Below are 17,956 nucleotides of genomic sequence, written 5' to 3' on the forward strand. Positions count from 1 at the left end.
GGAGAGGGAACCATGAAGATCGATGTTAATTCCGATATGGGCGAAGGTTTCGGCGTCTATAAGGTCTGCGACGACGGGAAACTTATGGAAGTCGTCTCTTCGGCAAATATCGCCTGCGGATTCCATGCGGGCGATCCGGAAATGATGGCGCGCATGGTGCGTCTGGCCAAACAGAACGGCGTCGGCGTCGGCGCTCATCCGGGCCTTGCCGACCGTCTCGGCTTTGGCCGCCGCGAAATTCCCGTCGACGCGGAAGAAATGGAACAGCAGGTTCTCTACCAGCTCGGCGCGCTATCGGCGATTGCGAGGGCGCAGGATGTCGCGCTTTCTCACATCAGCTTCCATGCTGCCATGGGCAACATGATCAACCGCGACGCGGCCCTTGCCGAACGGATCATGAAAAAGATCAAAGCGGTCGATCCCAATCTCATCGTCTTTTCGATGCCGGACATGCTGATCGAAAAGGCCGCGCTGGATTGCGGGCTGAAGGTGCTCAATCTTTTCCTCGCCGACCGGGCCTATGATGTGAAGGGGCAGCTCGTGCCGCGCAAGCTGCCCAATTCCGTCATCAAGGAAGAGACGAAAGTGCGCGCGCGCGTGCGCCAGTTTCTGGAAAAAGGCACCGTCACGACAATCGAGGGCGAGATCATCCCCGTTCGCGCCAGATCGATCCTCGTTCACAGCGATACACCCGGTTCGCTGGAGCTTGCTCGCACGGTGCGCAGCGAAGTGGAAGCCTGCGGGGGCAGCGTCGTTCCGGCCCGCGAAGTAGTCGTCTGAGGGCGGCCCGCTTTCCTCTTATCATTGACAATCAAACAATTACGGCACCGTGCATCATTTCTGGAGCACGGTGCCATTACATTTTCAGGTATTTTTCGTCGGCCGAACCGGTGAACCGATCCGGCAGAGGAAGTATCAATTCAGCTGGATCACGTGATTGCTGTCGTTTGTCCAGCTCAGTTTCACCCGGTCGCCGGCCACGCTGACGGCATTGGTGAACCCTTCCGTCTGGGTCTGCCTGTAGGCGATCATCGGCTCGCCACTATCCAGCCGCAGGTAGTAGTGCAGCATAAAACCGCGATAGACGACCTGCTCCACTTTTGCCGTCGTGGAATTGCTGGCGTTTTCACCCGCGTCGGCCGCAAGCGGCGAAACCGAGATCGCCTCCGGGCGAACCGTGACAACAACCTTGTCGCCCTGGACCGTACCCATGTCATCCACATCCAGCCGCACCCCGGCACCGGTCACAAGCCGTGCGGCGCGGCCGTTGCGTTCCACCACACTCGCCTCGAAGAAGTTCGAGGCGCCGATGAAACCAGCGACGAAGCGCGTCAGCGGCTTCTGGTAGATTTCACCTGCCGGCGCGATCTGCTCGAGATTGCCGTCCCGCATCACGGCGATCTGGTCCGCCATGGTCAGGGCCTCGTCCTGATCATGCGTCACCATGATGGTGGTGAGGCCAAGCCGCTGCTGCAGGCTGCGGATTTCAACCTGCATGCTTTCCCGAAGGCCCTTGTCGAGTGCGCCAAGCGGCTCGTCCAGCAGCAGCATCGAAGGCTCGATCACCAGAGCGCGCGCCAGTGCGACACGCTGCTGCTGGCCGCCGGAAAGCTGCGCCGGCAGCCGGTCGCCGAAGGCGTGCAGCTGAACGAGATCGAGCGCCTGCTTCACACGCCCTTCCCGATCGGCCTTGGAAACGCCCCGCATCTCGAGACCGAAGGCGACGTTTTCGGCAACGGTCATATGGGGAAACAGGGCGTAGTTCTGAAACAGCATACCGACATTGCGGCGATGAACCGGGGTGCGCGTGGTCGGCTTGCCGCCGACCACGATTTCACCCGAGGTGGGATCGACGAGCCCCGCAATCATGCGAAGGCAGGTCGTTTTCCCGCATCCGCTCGGACCGAGAAGCGCCAGGATTTCCCCTGCCTTGACGGTAAGCGAAACATCATCGACGGCAACGACCTGACCGCTGTAATGCTTGGTCAGTCTTTCCAGGCGGACTTCTACGGATTTCATCTGCGTTCCTCAGCCGTTAAAGGTCTGGTTGTATTTTTCGAGCCACTGCGCGCGGCGCGGAATGATGTATTTCCAGTCCGGCGTGAAGAGGTTCAGCGATTCCATCTTCGCTTCCGGATAGGCAAGGAATTTCGCCGTATCCGCGCCGAACTCGATGCCCTTGACGGAGGGGGCGCTGAGCGTGGCTTCAGACAGCATCTTCTGCACGCCGGGGTCGAGGATGCGGTTGATATAGGCGAGAGCGAGATCGCGGTGCGGCCCGCCCTTGACCAGCGCGATGGAGTTGATGCCGGTGAAAGCGCCTTCCTTCGGGAAGGTCATGTCCAGCGGCACGCCCTTTTTGGTGTGTGGATAAACGGCCTTGGAATATTCGATGCCGCCGAAATCCGCCTGGCCCTGCGCAACCATCATGGTCTGCGCTTCCGCATCATAGATGGAAAGGACGTTCGGCTTCAGGTCGGCAAGTTTCGCCCAGCCTGCATCGGTGGCATATTGCGCTTCTTTCAGCGGTTTGCCGGTCGCAAGTGCGGCCGCCACCATCAGCATCAGAACGCTCTGGGTATTCTTCGGCGTATTCAGAAGCATCCGGCGGGCATATTTCTTGTCGAACATCTGTTCGTAACTTTCGAACGGCTTGCCCGTTGTCGGATTGTAGAACAGGCCGGCAATCGAAATTGCAAAACCGACGCCGAAATTGTCTTCGAAAAGATAACGGGAATAGACGTTCTTGAGGTTGGGGATTTCATCGATCGGCAATTGCTCGATCAGGCCTTCCTCCTTGGCCTGGGGAACGCCGACATCGTCCATCGACATCACGCTATATTGCGGATTTTCGCGGGTGGCGCGCAGCGTGGCGATATTGGCAAGCGTTGCGCCTTCAGTCGTCAGGACCCGGCACTTATATTCCTTTTCGAAGGCCGGGATCACTTCCTTCTTGATCAGCCCGCCCTGTGCCGAATTATAGACGCCGACATACATGGTGCGGTCCTGCGCGGAAGCCGCGGTATAAAAATAGGGTGTGGCGAGCGCGCCTGCGGTGACTGTGAGGAAACTGCGCCGTTTCATGATGATGGTCTTGTCTGTCATTTCCGGTACCCCTCTTGTTGTTGATTTACATTGCCATTGCCCGGCGCAGACCAACCAGCCTGTCGAGGACGAGCACGACGGTAACCGCCAGAACGATGATGATGGTGGACATGGTCGCGACCGAAGGATCAAAGACCGTACCGATCTGGCGATAGAGAACGATGGGCACGGGCAGGTTCGCGGAATCGGCCAGCCACATCGAAACGGGATAATTGTCAAAAGAAACCATGAAGCAGAAGATCGAGCCGGAGGCGACACCGGGCGCGATCTGCGGAAAGATCACCCGCGTGAAGGTTTTCCAGCGGGTGGCGCCAAGCGTGCGCGCCGCTTCCTCGAGGCTGACATTGACGAGCTGGAGGCTGGTCAGCACCGTGCGGATCACATAGGGCGACGTCACCACGGTATGGGCGATGAGAAGCTTCAGCTTGGTATCCATCCAGCCGTAGCCGGAAAAGAGCTGCAGCAGCGCAAGGCCGGTCACCAGCACGGGAAAGATCAGCGGCGAAAGCAGTAGCCCCTTCATCAGCGAGCGGCCGATGAATTTACCCCGGGAGAGCGCGAAGGCTGCGGGAACGCCAAGTGCCAGCGACAGAATGGTGGTCGCCACCGCAAGCGCCGCACTGAAGGTGAGGCCGGCGGTGAATTCCTCGTTCTGCATTACCGCCGCATACCAGCGGAAGGTGAAACCCTGCGGCGGGAAGGTGACGAAATAGCTGTCGGAAAACGAGATGGCGACGACAAGGACGATCGGAGCCAGAATGAAGACCATCATGGCAGCGGTGATCGCATAAAGGACGATGGCGGGTGTGCCGGTCAGCTTGTTGTTCATGATGCACTTGCCTTGATACGACGCCCGCCGAGCAACCTCATCGAGACGGCGTTGATCAGAATGACGATGAAGACGAGGATGGTGGCGATGGTGGCGCCGAACGGCCAGTCATAGACCGCGAGAACCTGCTGTTCGACCATGTTGCCGAGCATTTGCGAGCCGGGACCGCCGATCAAAGCGGGAATGACATAGGATGCGGAGGCGAGCGAGAACACCAGCGTGAAACCCGCCACGAGGCCGGGAAGGCTGAGCGGGAAAGTGATCCGCAGGAAAACTTTCCACGCGGGCGCACCGAGCGTGCGGGCGGCCTGCTGCAGATTCGGATCAATCTTGCCAAGCGCGGACGACAGCGGCAGCACCATCATCGGGAAGAAGATGTGCAGAGAGCCGATGATGACGGCGGCGTCCGAAAAAAGCAGCGTCAACGGGCTATCTATGATGCCCAGATTCATCAGGATGTAGTTCAAGAGACCGGTCGGACCATTGCCCAGAATGAGCTGCCAGCCGTAAGCGCGAACCACGACGCTGACGGCCAGCGGTGCGATGACGATCAGCGTGATGATGCGGGTCGTGACGATATTGCCGCGCACGAGAACGGTCGCGACCGGATAGGCGAGTATAGCCGCGAGAGCCGAAGTGATCAGGCTGATGCGGATCGTCGCCCAGAGCACTTTCTGGTAAAGATCGACCTCGAAAAACCTCACATAGTGTGCAAACGTGAAGGGGGCACCGATCAACCCCTGCGAGTTCTGCGTCATGACGCTGAAGGTCATCAACCGAATTGCCGGCCAGAAGAAAAAGATCGTGAGAAAGATCAGAAGCGGCAGGATGAGTATGCCGGGCGAAAACAGCCGGCGCTCGATGGCTTTCCAGCCGGAAACTCCACGGCGTGGCGGGGCATGTGGTTCCATGATCGCAATATCCGACATCTATACTCCCGTCGCGTTGAATACGGCACGAGGCATCGCGTTGAGCCGAACGAAATCGTCCAGGCCCTATGACTAGAATTTGCTGGGTGTGCTCCCTGTCGAGGTATCCGGTCTTTTGCCGGCCCCTGTCGCATGTTTCTGCATTTTCGCGCCGGTTACCTCTTTGGGTAATATTGTCCGATGCGTCGTTCCCTTGTTGTTGTCAGGAGCTTAGGGGCTAAGCCGACGCGCTGCATAATAGTTTATTGCTCTTAGGTCATCGCATACGAGTATGGACCTGCGCCCTCTCAGAGCGATGCATCAAAATCCCGTATGACCTCACATCGAAGTCGTATTGGGGAAACGGCGGAAATTTCCCGTAACCTCTTTGTCATGCACTGGCACCACGAAGATGCCTGCCTTCACCGTTACAATCGGAAATGATCCATGCCCGCTATCGCCCAACGCCTCAACAACGTCACCGTTTCAGCCTCGCTTGCCATGACCCAGAAAGCCCGCGACCTCGCGGCTCAGGGCATCAAGGTCATCAGCCTGTCGTCCGGCGAGCCGGATTTCCCGACCCCTGCCCACGCGGTTGAAGCGGCGCACGCGGCCGCCGTTGCCGGCGATACGAAATATCCGCCCGCCGACGGAACGCCTGCCCTGCGCGCCGCCATCCAGCGGAAGTTCAAGCGTGATAACAATCTCGACTACGATCCAAGCCAGATTCTGGTGGCGGGCGGCGGCAAGCAGATCATCTTCAACGCCATCATGGCCACCTGCGACCCAGGCGACGAAGTCGTCATCCCCGCGCCGTCCTGGATCAGCTATGCCGATATCGTCAAGTTTTCGGGCGCCGTGCCGGTGCCGGTGGTTTGCCCCGAAAATAACGGTTTCCGCCTGCGGGCCGAAGATCTCGAAGCCGCCATCACCCCGAAAACCAAATGGCTGCTTTTCAACTTCCCAAACAACCCCACCGGCGCCGCCTGCTCGCGAGCGGAAATGAAAGAGATCGCCGAAGTCATGCTGCGGCATCCGCATGTCTGGATCATGACCGACGACATGTATGAGCATCTGATCTATGACGACTTCGAATTCTGCACCATCGCCGAAGTCGAACCGCGGCTCTATGATCGGGTTCTGACCGTCAACGGCGCATCGAAAGCCTATGCCATGACCGGCTGGCGTCTCGGCTTCTGCGGCGGCCCGAAGGACCTCATCAAGGCCATCAGCAACGTCAACACCCAGAACAGCGGCGGTGTCGCAACCATCGTACAGGCTGCCGCCGTCGCGGTTCTCGACGGCCCGCAGGATCTGCTGAAGGAACGCGCCGATATCTACAAGACGCGCCGCGATTTCGTGCTCGACAAGCTCGCCGAAATCGACGGCATCCGCTGCCACAAGCCGGAAGGCGCCTTCTATATCTTCCCGAACATTGGGGCGCTGATCGGCAAGACGACGAAGGGCGGCAAGAAGATCGAGAACGACACCGATTTCGTCATGGCGCTTCTCGCCGAACATCACGTTGCGACTGTGCAGGGTGCGGCCTATGGCTTGAGCCCCTTCTTCCGGCTTTCTTATGCCACCAGCATGGAGAACCTGGCCGAAGGCTGCGCCCGCATCGCCGAATTCTGCAATGGAATGAAATAGGGAGAGCAGCATGTTGGGAGGAAGTGGCCGTGTCATCATGGTTTCCGGCGCATCGCGAGGCCTTGGCCTTGCGATCGCCAAGAGGCTTCACGAAGCCGGTTTCACCGTCGCGGCGGGAGCGCGAAATCCGGCCGCTGTTGCGGTAAAGGACCGGCTTTCAGCTGATCGATACGATGCGGAAGAGACGGGCTCGGCCGAGGCCTGGGTTGAAGCCGTCGCAACAAGATATGGCCGGATCGATGGTCTGGTAAATTGCGCCGGCATCAACCCCAAGGTACGGGTCATGGATGCGGGCGAAGAAAGCCTCGACCAGATGTGGCGCATCAACGTCAAGGGCCCCCTGAGGGTAACACGCGCCGCCATCCCTCATCTCGTCAAGTCCGGACAGGGCAGGGTCATCAATGTCGCCTCGCTGGCGGGACGCCGCGTTGGCTCCAATGTCGGTTATGCAATGACGAAATTCGCCGTCGTCGCCCTCACCCACGGTATCCGACAGGAGTTGTGGGACAACGGCGTGCGCGCCACTGCCCTCTGCCCAGGTTACATCGCGACCGACATGACAACAGGCGAAACGGAAGTCAGCCGCGAGGATATGACCCAGCCGGAGGATCTCGCTGAAATGGTAGAAACCCTGCTTTGCCTGCCGAACAACCTTTCGGTGGCCGAATTGCTGGTGAATTGCCGCAAGGAATCAATGCTTTAAGCTTTTTTGCGCGCGGTACGGAAAGACCATGCCGCGCGTAGTTTTAAAACCGGCCTGATCCTTTTATTTCAGGGTCTCCGCCAGTTGCAGCAATATCTCCTTGACGGCCAGCGCAGGCTCGGAGAGCGGCGTATTGTCCGATACGCAGAAGGACAGCGTTTCCTCGATCATCGGGCTGGCGATCTGCCTGACGACGATTTCTTCATTGGATTCCGCCACGATACGGTCAGCGATGGCCTTGGGCGTTATGGTCGCGCCAAGCCCGGCATCCACGCCGCGCGCGATGGTCCTTACCGATTCCAGCTCCGCCATGACGATCAGATCCTTGCGGCTGCGGGTGAAAGCGAGATTGATGGCGCGGCGTACGAAATTATAGGTCGGCGGTAGAAGGAAAGGGAGAAACGCCAGATCAGCAACCGTGATCGGCGCATCGCCCGGTTCCACGCCGAAGCTGCGATGCACGACCAGCACGAATTCCTCACGCAATAGCGGCGTGAACTTGACGCCCCGGATCGGCCCGGTTCCGTGAATGAGGCCCATTTCCAAACGGCCATTCATGATCATCTGGCTATAGGGCTGGCTGACGCTTTCCGTGATGTGCAGCAGAATGCCGGGATGAAGCCGCTTGGTTTCTTCCATCAGACGCAGCGAGAGCGTCGCGGCGCTGCTGAAGGGCGCAAGTCCCACCGATACCTTGCCGGAAAGCACCGCGCCCGCTTCCAGAGCCTCCGCCTGCGCCTGCTCCATCTGCCGCAAAATGACCTGCGCATGCCTGTAGACGACCTTGCCGGCATCGGTCATGACCACGCCCTGCTGGCTTCGGGTCAGCAGTTTCTGGCGGAAATGCTCCTCGATGCTTGCCAGTTGCTGGCTAAGCGCCGGCTGGGCGATATGCAGCACATCGGCCGCCCTGGTTATGCTACCCATGTCGACAATCGTGATAAACGATTTCAGGCGCCTGATATCCATCTGCTGTTGATCATCCCATTACTGCTTGCAGGAATAAGATGCTCAATTTGCAGACAAAGTCCATCTTCCATTTCCCCGCCGGCCCCAACAGCGCCGATGGCGAAGGCGTCCAATCAGGCCGCCCTGAGAGAACCCCGATGGACACCCGTTCCCTGACCGAGTTCGAACTGGCCGAGCAGCCGGTTCAGCGCATCGACCTCTGTTGCCAGGGTGTGGCTTGCGGCAGTCATCTCCTCGACCATTGCCGCATTTTTCTGCGTGTCCTGATCCATCTGGTTGACGGCAACGTTGATCTGTTGGAGGCCGGACGACTGTTCCTGCGCGGATTCCACGATCGCGGCGACGTGCTGGTTGATCTCCTGCACTTCGGCAACGATGACATCGAGCGCCTTGCCGGTGTCGCCGACAAGATGCACGCCGTCTTCGACCTGCTGGTTCGACTTTTTGATCAGCGACTTGATTTCCTTCGCCGCGGCGGCGGAGCGTTGGGCAAGCTCACGCACTTCCTGCGCCACCACGGCAAAACCCTTGCCCGCCTCGCCGGCACGCGCCGCTTCCACCCCGGCATTCAACGCCAGCAAATTCGTCTGGAACGCGATCTCATCGATCACGCCGATGATGCTGGAAATCTCGTTTGACGATTTCTCTATCCGCTCCATCGCCAGCACGGCCTGCCGTACGACCTCACCCGACCGTTCCGCGCCGATGCGCGTGCGGGAAACGAGCCGGCCCGCCTCATGTGCACGGTTCGCGGCGTCCTTTACCGTTATCGTGATCTCCTCAAGGGCGGCGGCGGTTTCTTCAACGGCCGCCGCCTGCTGCTCCGTTCGCCGCGCCAGATCATCGGACGCCGCCTTGATTTCATTGGCGCCGGCATCGATGCCAGAGGCATTTTCCGATACCCGCAGAAGCGCGTCCTGCAATTTCCCGGCCGAGCCGTTGAAGTCGCTCCGCACCGCATCGAGCTGCTCGACAAAGGGATCGTCTATTCGACAGGACACATCGCCGTCGGCGAGCTTTGCCAGCGCATAGGCCAGGCTGTCAACGGCAAAGCGGATGCTGCTCGCCTCATCGGCGGCCCTGCGTTCCCGGACCGTGCGCTCTTCTTCGCCAAGCGCGCGGTTGCTCTCCGCCTGCTGTTCCAGCGAGGCCTTTTGTCGATTGTTTTCGCGCAAAACGTCAAGTGAGCGGGCAAGATCGCCGATCTCGTCCCTTGTCTCGATATCCTTCAGTGTCAGCTGAAGATTTCCCTGCGCAATCTGGGCGGTCTCATCGATGATGTTGGCGATGCGCCCGATGAACCGCCGCGCGATGAACCATCCCGCCAGCGCCAGCAGCACGGTGGCCGTCACGATCGTCACAGCGGCGTCACGCATCATGGCATGCAGCTGCGCAAGCACTGTTTCTTCCGGCACCGAGATGATTGCGTACCATTTCATGTCCTGGGTAAGCATGACGGGCAAGGCGATGGCGAAGGACTTCGTTCCGTCCTGTGTGGTAATCTCCCGCTCCGCACCGGGATTTGCAATCAGCTGATCCCAGCCAGCGGTCTGCGCACCGCCATCCGCAAGGCTTTTTCCCATGATCGCCGCATCCGGATGGCTGATGATCTTGCCGCCGCCGCTGACGAGACTGACGAAACCCGTTCCCATGGGCCGCACGGTCGAAAGCGCCTTGCCTGTTTCATCAAGCGACAGGTCGAGGCCAGCAACGCCCAGAGGTTTGCCATCGACCATAACCGGCTTGGCGATAGAGGTGATCAGAACCTCCTTGCCGTCGATTGCATAAGAATAGGGTTCGATGACGACCGTTTTCTTCAGGGTGAAGGGCAATTGATAATAATCGCCCGGGCCTGCGGTGGCATAGTCGGTCAAAGCGGTATTGCTTATTTTGCCGCCGCTGCGTACCCAATAGGGTATGTACCGGCCGGTCGCGTCATGGCCTTCCCTGTTGGCGAAATCCGCGTCCTTACCGTCAAACGCATTGGGCTCCCATCCGGTCCAGAGGCCAAGGATATCGGGGTTATTGGCCAGCATCTGGTGAATGATCTGATCGGCCTTGCCCCGGTCGGCATCACCTGACTGTTTCATCGATTCCAGAACCGAGGCGAGGCTGTTGACGATGTGAATGGTACCGCTGATATTCTTTTCGGTCACTAGCGCTTCGGCATGGGCGATCTGCCGCATACGCTCGAGATTGTTGGCCCTGGTATCCTCCATGGACCGATAAAACAGCACGGCCGAAGCCGCGATCGTCGCAAAGACACCACATGCGGCGACCGCAAAAATATTCCGGCCCGTTGTCGATTTAAAAAGCATGTCCCATCCCTCAAAACTATGCTGCGACGGTAGCGGGAGTTACGGGTGCGTGCGCAACTGTTGGCGACCGGGCTAGAGAGTGAGCTTAAGAAGTTAAGTTTAAGATTTACTTTCAATTCTATTTTTCACGCGCAATTAAAAAACATCAATACTTTATCAAGTTGCAATATTTAAGTATATACAAACTATTACGCGATATTTTATCCCCTGCACAGATACTTCACTGCGCAGGGGCTCTGCTTGATGCAGCGCGGGATTGCGCTCTGCCGAAGCCGGAGATTATTGTGGTAACCTCAAGGCGCTCCAGAAGCCACGCAACTGTGCGGTCAATTCCGCATAGAGACGATAGCGCCGCCCATAGTGCGAGACTTGCGCAGCATCCGGCTGATAAGCATTCGCAACCCGTGTCATCGCCGCAACCGCCTCCTCATAATCAGGATAAAGCCTAATCGCCACGGCCGCGCCAATGGCCGCGCCGAGTGCGCCCGTCTCGCGCGCCTCCGCGACACGCAGCGGAATTTCCAGAACATCAGCCATGATCTGCGGCCAATGCTGGCTGCGGGAACCGCCGCCGGACATCACGGCGGTTTCCACCGGCAATCCCGCTTCGCGCAGGACACCGATATGGCGGCGATGTTCGAAACACACGCCTTCGAACAGGGCACGCAACATATGGCCCTCGCCATGCCATCCGGCGAGGCCATAAAAGCCGCCCCGAAATTCCGCCCCCAGCCGCGATCCGAAAATGAACGGATGAAAAAACGGATCGTCGGCGCGCGGTGTGACGGAGCCGACCAGTTCGTTGCAGCGCTCGAAGGCACGGTCGCCGTGGTCGCCGCGAACACGATGCACGTACCATTCGAGATTGGCGGCGGAAGTGGCGCTGGATTCGATATTGACATAGCGGTCACGGCCAAAGGTCGTGACCATGAAGACATCGGGGCTGATGACCGGCTTGTCTGCGAAAACCTGGTTGATGCTCCAGGTGCCAGCGATGATGGAAGCTTCCCCGGCATTAATGACGCCCGACCCCATGGCGCTGGAGACCACATCGAAGAAACCGCCAATGACGGGTGTGCCTTCGGGCAGCCCCGTGATGTCAGCAGCCTCGCTTGTCACATGGCCGACGATGTCGGCCGATTCCACGAGACGAGGGAAAAACGCGAACGCGTCCTCAAGATCGTAAAGGGACAGAAGCTCGCGGTCGAGGTGCGCTTCCGGCAAGGCCAGCAGCCCCGCGCCGCTGAGGTCGGAAATATCATTGGCAAGGCAACCCGTCAGGCGGAAATTGACGAAATCCTTGCAGAACAGGACCGTGCCGATCTGCCCGTATAGATTGGGCGCATGCCGTTTGACCCAGGCAAGCAGGCTGGGTGTTTGCGCAGGCCATGGCCGCTGCAGGCAACGAGCCTGCAACTGCGCTCCGCTTTTCCGGTCAAGCTCGGCCGCCACATCGGCGGCGCGGCTGTCGAGCGACTGGATGCCGATCAGGGGCTGCTGGTTCTTGTCCAGGAGGTAAAGACCATTGCCGTGGCCGGCGCAGCCCACCGCCAGAATACTGCGGGGATCGACAGAGGATTTCACCAGAAGCTGGCGGATCGCCTCGCAGCCGTTCCGCCATAATTCCTCGAGATCGCGCTCGACATAGCCGGGCTGGGGGAATGTCGAATGTCCATCGATGGCGTGTTGCGCGATCTGCCGGCCCGCCGTGTCGAACAGCACGGCCTTGATGACCGTGTTGCCGACATCGAGACCCAATATGTAATTTTTGTCAGCCACGATTATAGATATCCCATGCTTCCTCACCACCTGCACCCTGATGGATGATGGCCATCAACGCCGCAACGACGGCCTTGGGATTGTCGTGCTGATAGATATTGCGCCCATAGACCATGCCGTTCGCGCCTTCGGCCACCAGAGCCGCCGATTTTGCCAGTACATTGCGCAAGTCCTCACGCCCCCCGCCCCGCACCAGCACCGGGCACCGCGCGGCTTCGATCACCTTGTGAAAATCGCGCGGATCGCTGGTCGGATCGGCCTTGATGATATCGGCTCCCATTTCCGAGGCAAGACGCACCAGCGTGACGATCTTTTCGGCATCGCCATCCACCTGATAACCGCCCCTGATATCATTGGGCAGCATCACCAGAGGTTCGATCATCAGCGGCATGCCGAAACGATGGCAATCTGCCCGCACGCGGCTGATGTTTTCGACGCATTGACGAAACAGGTCCGGCTCGTCCGGCAGCATGAACAGGTTCACGACGACGCAGGCGGCATCCATTTCCAGCGCACCGATGATCGGATCGTGATGGTTCTGTAGCTGCGACCACATCGTTCTGTGGCGCGTGGAATTATAGGGATTGCCCATATCGATACGCATGACGAGAGCCGGCTTGTCGCGCTCCGGCCGCTGCTGCAGCAGATCGGCCTGCCCATAGGCCATCTGAATGGCATCGGGACCGGCCTCGACCAGCCTGCCCACGGTCTGCGCCATATCCTCCAGCCCGACAAGGAAGCTCGGCTCGTTGCAAACCCCGTGATCAATGGCCACATCGAGGCAGCCGCCATTGCGAAACAGCCGGTTCATGCGCGCCTTTTTCGAAATCCGCATCATCATGCATTCTCCTTGCATCTGTGTTGAAGCATTGCCGGCGTGACGCCGTAAAAAGTCTCCAGCTCATGGGTAAGCCGCTGCCGTTCCGCTGCCGCCTGGGTGGTCGGCCAGCCCAGCTCGCGTGCCGCGACGTTCAAGATCGCGTCGATCAGTTCGGCATCGATGACGCCGGTGATGGCGAGCGTCGTACGCCGCAACACGAGATCGGTCAGGTGTCGCACGTGTTCACAGCGGATCAGCCAGATCATCTCCGCGGCCGTTATCGGCGATTTTTCTGAAAGCCGCGCATCATCCGCACGGTCCCGGCAAAAGCCCATCAGATCGAAGGCGCGGGAGCCGTAAGCCAGAGCCAGATGCTCCGCCCGGTCTCCGGCGATCGAAAACTCCTCCGACAGCAGGGCCGGCAGGCTGCCTACGCCGGCGGGAAAATTCCTGCCGCCGCCAATTGGGCGATCCATGGTACCGGTCAGTCGTCTGCGTCCAAGAAAGGCCAGAACCTCGTCGGTCACCTGCTCACCAAAGGCTCTGAAGGTGGTCCACTTGCCGCCGATCATGCAGAGCTGTGGCGGATCGCCCGCAACGCGGTGGATGAAATGGCTGCGGGATATTTTTCCGGTAAAGGCGGCATCGCTGCGCGGCAGCGGGCGTATGCCGCTGAAACTGAAGACAATGTCGGAATGGTCGATGGCAATCTGCGGAAAGACCTGCCGGATCGCCTCGATAATATAATCCCGCTCCTCGGGCTCGCAGCGCACCCGCTCGGGCCGATCCACCTTGATATCGGTCGAGCCAGCGAGAACACGGCCGAGATAGGGAAAGAGGATACAGACGCGATTATCGGCATTCTCGAAAAAGATCATATGGCCGTTCAGGGCCTTGAGAAGCGCGTCGTTGGCGATAATCAGATGTGATCCCTTGGTTCCGGAGACGGTCGGTTTTGCTTTCTCCGCCACTGGTCCGGCGGTCAGCGTGCCAATCGTCTCGTCGATCCATGCGCCGGTCGCATTGACGATGATCCTTGGGCGGATGGGCAGAGTTTCATCCGCGCCCTCCAGCCGAAGACGGTACTCATCGCCAAGACGGACAAGTTCGGCATAGTTGAGCGCAATGCTTTGCGGCGCATCGGTACGGGTGTCGATCAGAAGCTCCAGCGCAAGCCGTTCAGGCTGGCTTATCCACGCATCGTAGTAAGTGGCGGAGTATCTGATTTCCGGCGTCAGATCCGGCCAATGCTGCAAAGTCCCGGGCGCGCCTCGAAACGCGTGACGGGGCAGAATACGGTTTTTTCGGGTGACAAAATCATAGAGCATGAGACCCGCCTTGATGGCGAGAGCGCCCCGGCTTGCGGGTTTTCCGCCTGAGCCGGCAAAGGTTGCTGCCGCGTTGAAAAGGCCGCTGAAAGTCGAGAAAATCGGGATCGTGGTCGGCAGCGGACGAACCATATGCGGGGCGAGTCTCAGAAGTGCGTCCCGCTCCCGCAAAGACTCTGCCACGAGGCTGAATTCACCATTTTCGAGATAACGCAGGCCGCCATGGATCATGCGCGAGGGTGCGGCGCTGCAGCCTGAGGAGAAATCGTTGCGCTCGACCAGCAGCACCCGCAGCCCCTGCAAGGCGAGATCGCGATAGGCGGCAATTCCGTTGATGCCGCCGCCGATAACGACGGCATCAAAATCACCATCGTGCCGGATGCGGCGCAGAGCGTCCTCGCGAAAACTGGGCATAGAAATACCGTTCGCTGGCTGACGACCAGCGTCCCAATGTTGTTGACCGTTTAAAGCGACGTGAGAGACGGGACGAAAATGATACGCTGTTCGCCTGAAGTCCCGTCTCAGCTTACATAATCAGGTATCGAGCCCCACAAGATGCTCCGCGACGCCGGCACTGATGAGCGCCAGCTCACTCTCCGTGAGGCGAAGACGCGCCGCCGCGGCATTTTCAACCGCCTGAGCCGGATCACGCGCGCCGCACAGCGAAAATGTTATGCCCGGCTGCGCAATCGTCCAGGCAATCACCACCTGGGCGACCGAAGCTCCATGGGTGGCCGCCACCGGTTTCAGCACGTCGATCAACCGCGCGATTTTCTGGCGGTTCGCCTGACTGAAGCGCGGGTTGCCGTGACGCTGGTCGTCTTCCGCAAAAACCCGCTCCGGCCCAACCTTGCCCGAGAGGAGACCGAGCGCCAGCGACGAATAGCTGAGAACCGAGACGGCATTCTCTAGGCAAAGCGGCAGGAGCGTCGTCTCGATACCGCGCTTCACCATAGAATATTCTTCCTGAATGGCATCCAGCGCGCCGGTTGCGATATAGGCTTCGAGATCGTCCGGCGAAACGTTGCTTGCCCCGATGGAACGGATCTTTCCCTCCTCCTTCAGCCGCACCAAAGCCCCGACCGTCTCGGCAATCGGCGTCGTGGCGTCCTGCCAATGGGTGACGTAATGGTCGATATAGTCGGTTCCGAGCCGTTTCAGGCTCTCTTCGACCTCATGCCGGATGGACGCGGCGCCGAGATAACGGTGAACCGGCTTGCCATCCTGATGGAAGAAATAGGCACCCTCATTCACATGCCAGACAAGCCCGCATTTGGTAACCAGCACCACCTTGTCACGCCTGCCGGCAATTGCCTTGCCGACGATGGTTTCCGCAAGCCCCATGCCATAGGCCGGCGCGGTGTCAATGAGGGAAATGCCCGCATCGATGGAGGCCTGGATGGCGGCGATGGATTGCCGCTCGTCGGTGCCACCCCACATCCAGCCACCGATGGCCCAGGTGCCAAGCCCCACGGCGGATGCGCTGATGGCGCTGCCGCCGATCGTCCGGGTCAATATTGCATTGTCTGTCACGAGGTTTCCCCTCCTTCATGATCCAGTAAATAGCCGGCTATTGCCTCGTCCACGACGAGCGAGGTCAGATAACGGCCGGCAAGCGTGGCAGCCACCGGTCCAGCCTTGATGGCGCCTGCCGCCACGCCAATGATATTCGGGCACCGGGCAAGCTGCCCGGGGTCCAGCGCCACCACGCGCGAGTTGAGATCGATCCGCGCCAGCTGCCCGTCCGCCATGGTGAGGTGGGCAAGAAATTCCCCGGCAATGCCCGCATCCACCAGCGCCTGCCCGCCACGGGCGGCATCCGGCAGAAGATCGTAGTAGCCGGAGCCCGGCGCCTCCACCGAACCGATGCCGACCAGCGCCACCTGCGCCTGCCGCGCCAGATCGAAGACCTCGCGGATCGATGCGACGTTCATCAGCAAATCGCGCTGTTCCTCATCCTCGGCAAACAGCGGCGCATGCACGAGCGAGGCGCTGCCGCCGAGTTTCTCCGCCAGCTGCGTGGCGAGATGATTGACATCCGTATAGTGCTTGCCCTGCACGCCGCCCGTCAAAGGCACCACCCGCACATCGAAACGACGCTCCGCCTGCAGATTGTCGACAACCGCGCTCACCGCCTTGCCGCCCGTAATCGCGATCACGTCACCGTCACGGATCGTCTCCAGCAAATGGTTGGCGGCCACCCGACCCACCATCTGCAAGGCGGTTTCCGGATTATCGGATACCGTTGGTGTGACCACCGACTGCCTGAGGCCGAAACGACGGGTGATCTCGCTTTCGAGATCCACCAGCCTCTGATAGGGGCTAGCGATGGTGATCTTCACCATGCCCGCCTTGCGGCCGGCCGCAATCATGCGGTTCACCTTGGTATGGGAAAGATTGAGCCGCTCGGCGATCTCTGACTGCTTCACCCCCTCGATGAAATGCAGCACCAGGACGGAATACATCTGTCTCTGTTGATCGAAATCGTCCTTGATATCCAGCATGATCGTCTTTCTCCAGTTACCCATGGGCGTTCAATGGGCGCTCAGCGGCGACGCCTGACCAGATAGTGGTCGAACAGAACCGCAGTCAGCAATATGCTTCCCCTGATGATGTCCTGCCAGTAGACAGACACATTGAGCAAGGCAAGCGAACTGGAAACGACCGAGAGAAGGATCGCCCCAAGGATTGCACCGAGAATGGTGCCCGAGCCGCCCGAAAGGCTCGCGCCGCCGATAACCGCCGCCGCAATAACGTTGAGTTCCATGCCGACGCCGAAGCTCGGCTGGGCAGAACCGAAGCGGGCCATGTAGATAACGCCTGCAACACCGCACAGCATCGAACAAAGCGTGGTGGTGGCAAACACGACCCGGCCGACGCGGATGCCGGAATAGGCTGCGGCCTTGGGATTGCTGCCGGTATAGAACACCTTGCGGAAGGCAGTCGTGCGCCGCAGCAGCAGATCGAAAGAGACGACCACCACCGCAAATATGATCAGCACCAGCGGAATGCCGCCAATCACACCCTGGCCGATGAACTTGAATTCGGGCGGCAGGGAATAGAGCCCCAGTGGCCGCCCGCCGGTTGCCAGCAGGCAAACACCGCGCGCAATCACCATGACGCCCAGCGACACGATGAAATGATGCAGGCCGATGACAGTGGTCAGAAATCCCATGGCCATGCCGACCAATGTCGTCAGGCAGATCGCCAGCCCCGCCGCCACCCAGGGATCGACGCCATTAAGGAAAAGCCAGCCGGCCGCCACCATCGCCAGTGCGGTGACGGAGCCGACCGAAAGATCGATGCCGCCCGAGATCAAGAGGATCGTCATGCCAACCACGACAATGCTTTCAATGGCGAAGACCATGGCCATGGCCCGCAGATTGTCCACGGTCAGGAAATAGGGAGATATGAAGGACATCACTGCAAAAAGCGCAAGGATGATGACGATCAGCCCGGTTTCCCGCGCCTTGAGCGCCGGCTCCCACCAGGCGGTGCGGCGAACCGCCGTTTCGGCAAGGCTTGAAGGTGTTTCCGATGTTGCCAT

15 protein-coding genes are annotated in these 17,956 nt (G+C 59.7%); 3 read left to right on the forward strand and 12 right to left on the reverse strand.

From position 1 onward, the window contains the following. Positions 1–12: 12 nt before the first annotated feature. Positions 13–780 carry a 5-oxoprolinase subunit PxpA gene (locus AC5I5B_RS19030; RefSeq protein WP_495752778.1) on the forward strand — a complete coding sequence of 256 codons (768 nt, stop codon included), beginning with the start codon at positions 13–15 and terminating at the stop codon, positions 778–780. 135 nt (positions 781–915) lie between these two features. On the opposite strand, the gene AC5I5B_RS19035 is transcribed toward AC5I5B_RS19030, so the two are convergent. From AC5I5B_RS19035 to AC5I5B_RS19050, 4 genes are read right to left on the reverse strand one after another with little or no spacing between them, the layout of a single operon-like run. Beyond that, positions 916–2,019 carry an ABC transporter ATP-binding protein gene (locus tag AC5I5B_RS19035; RefSeq protein ID WP_020810713.1) on the reverse strand — a complete coding sequence of 368 codons (1,104 nt, stop codon included), beginning with the start codon at positions 2,017–2,019 and terminating at the stop codon, positions 916–918. A gap of 9 nt (positions 2,020–2,028) precedes the next feature. Beyond that, a complete protein-coding gene (locus AC5I5B_RS19040; RefSeq protein WP_003505945.1) occupies positions 2,029–3,105 on the reverse strand; it encodes an ABC transporter substrate-binding protein in 1,077 nt (358 codons plus the stop codon). A gap of 25 nt (positions 3,106–3,130) precedes the next feature. Continuing rightward, positions 3,131–3,934, reverse strand: coding sequence for an ABC transporter permease (locus AC5I5B_RS19045; protein WP_003505942.1), 804 nt, complete (start codon positions 3,932–3,934; stop codon positions 3,131–3,133). Continuing rightward, positions 3,931–4,845 (reverse strand): ABC transporter permease, encoded by a 915-nt coding sequence (locus tag AC5I5B_RS19050; RefSeq protein ID WP_495752779.1) that lies wholly within the window; start codon positions 4,843–4,845, stop codon positions 3,931–3,933. The genes AC5I5B_RS19045 and AC5I5B_RS19050 overlap by 4 nt, the downstream gene beginning before the upstream one ends. Before the next feature lie 444 nt (positions 4,846–5,289). Here AC5I5B_RS19050 and AC5I5B_RS19055 point away from each other — a divergent pair, with 444 nt between their 5' ends. Both AC5I5B_RS19055 and AC5I5B_RS19060 read left to right on the forward strand, forming a co-directional pair. Next, a complete protein-coding gene (locus AC5I5B_RS19055) occupies positions 5,290–6,492 on the forward strand; it encodes a pyridoxal phosphate-dependent aminotransferase (protein WP_111834242.1) in 1,203 nt (400 codons plus the stop codon). Positions 6,493–6,502: 10 nt separating this feature from the next. Next, complete coding sequence (locus AC5I5B_RS19060; RefSeq protein ID WP_111834243.1) at positions 6,503–7,195, forward strand: SDR family NAD(P)-dependent oxidoreductase; 693 nt, start codon at positions 6,503–6,505, stop codon at positions 7,193–7,195. 63 nt (positions 7,196–7,258) lie between these two features. Here the strand turns inward: AC5I5B_RS19060 and AC5I5B_RS19065 are convergent, their stop codons facing one another. From AC5I5B_RS19065 to AC5I5B_RS19100, 8 genes are all read right to left on the reverse strand, one after another. Continuing rightward, positions 7,259–8,164 carry a LysR substrate-binding domain-containing protein gene (locus AC5I5B_RS19065; RefSeq protein ID WP_003505935.1) on the reverse strand — a complete coding sequence of 302 codons (906 nt, stop codon included), beginning with the start codon at positions 8,162–8,164 and terminating at the stop codon, positions 7,259–7,261. Between the two features lie 113 nt (positions 8,165–8,277). Next, the gene (locus AC5I5B_RS19070; RefSeq protein WP_495752780.1) at positions 8,278–10,482 is read right to left on the reverse strand and encodes a methyl-accepting chemotaxis protein; all 2,205 of its coding nucleotides are present in this window, start codon (positions 10,480–10,482) and stop codon (positions 8,278–8,280) included. A gap of 279 nt (positions 10,483–10,761) precedes the next feature. Further along, a complete protein-coding gene (locus AC5I5B_RS19075; protein WP_162695571.1) occupies positions 10,762–12,261 on the reverse strand; it encodes an FGGY family carbohydrate kinase in 1,500 nt (499 codons plus the stop codon). Beyond that, positions 12,254–13,096: a class I fructose-bisphosphate aldolase gene (locus AC5I5B_RS19080; protein ID WP_003505929.1), complete on the reverse strand. Its 843-nt coding sequence runs from the start codon at positions 13,094–13,096 to the stop codon at positions 12,254–12,256. Before AC5I5B_RS19080 ends, AC5I5B_RS19075 begins: the two co-directional genes overlap by 8 nt. Before the next feature lie 2 nt (positions 13,097–13,098). Further along, positions 13,099–14,823: a glycerol-3-phosphate dehydrogenase/oxidase gene (locus tag AC5I5B_RS19085; protein WP_111834784.1), complete on the reverse strand. Its 1,725-nt coding sequence runs from the start codon at positions 14,821–14,823 to the stop codon at positions 13,099–13,101. A gap of 120 nt (positions 14,824–14,943) precedes the next feature. Then, the gene (locus AC5I5B_RS19090; protein ID WP_111834785.1) at positions 14,944–15,942 is read right to left on the reverse strand and encodes an aldo/keto reductase; all 999 of its coding nucleotides are present in this window, start codon (positions 15,940–15,942) and stop codon (positions 14,944–14,946) included. Then, the gene (locus tag AC5I5B_RS19095; RefSeq protein WP_003505921.1) at positions 15,939–16,913 is read right to left on the reverse strand and encodes a sugar-binding transcriptional regulator; all 975 of its coding nucleotides are present in this window, start codon (positions 16,911–16,913) and stop codon (positions 15,939–15,941) included. The genes AC5I5B_RS19090 and AC5I5B_RS19095 overlap by 4 nt, the downstream gene beginning before the upstream one ends. Before the next feature lie 41 nt (positions 16,914–16,954). After that, complete coding sequence (locus tag AC5I5B_RS19100) at positions 16,955–17,956, reverse strand: ABC transporter permease (protein ID WP_003505919.1); 1,002 nt, start codon at positions 17,954–17,956, stop codon at positions 16,955–16,957.

This window comes from Agrobacterium sp. (assembly GCF_059499945.1).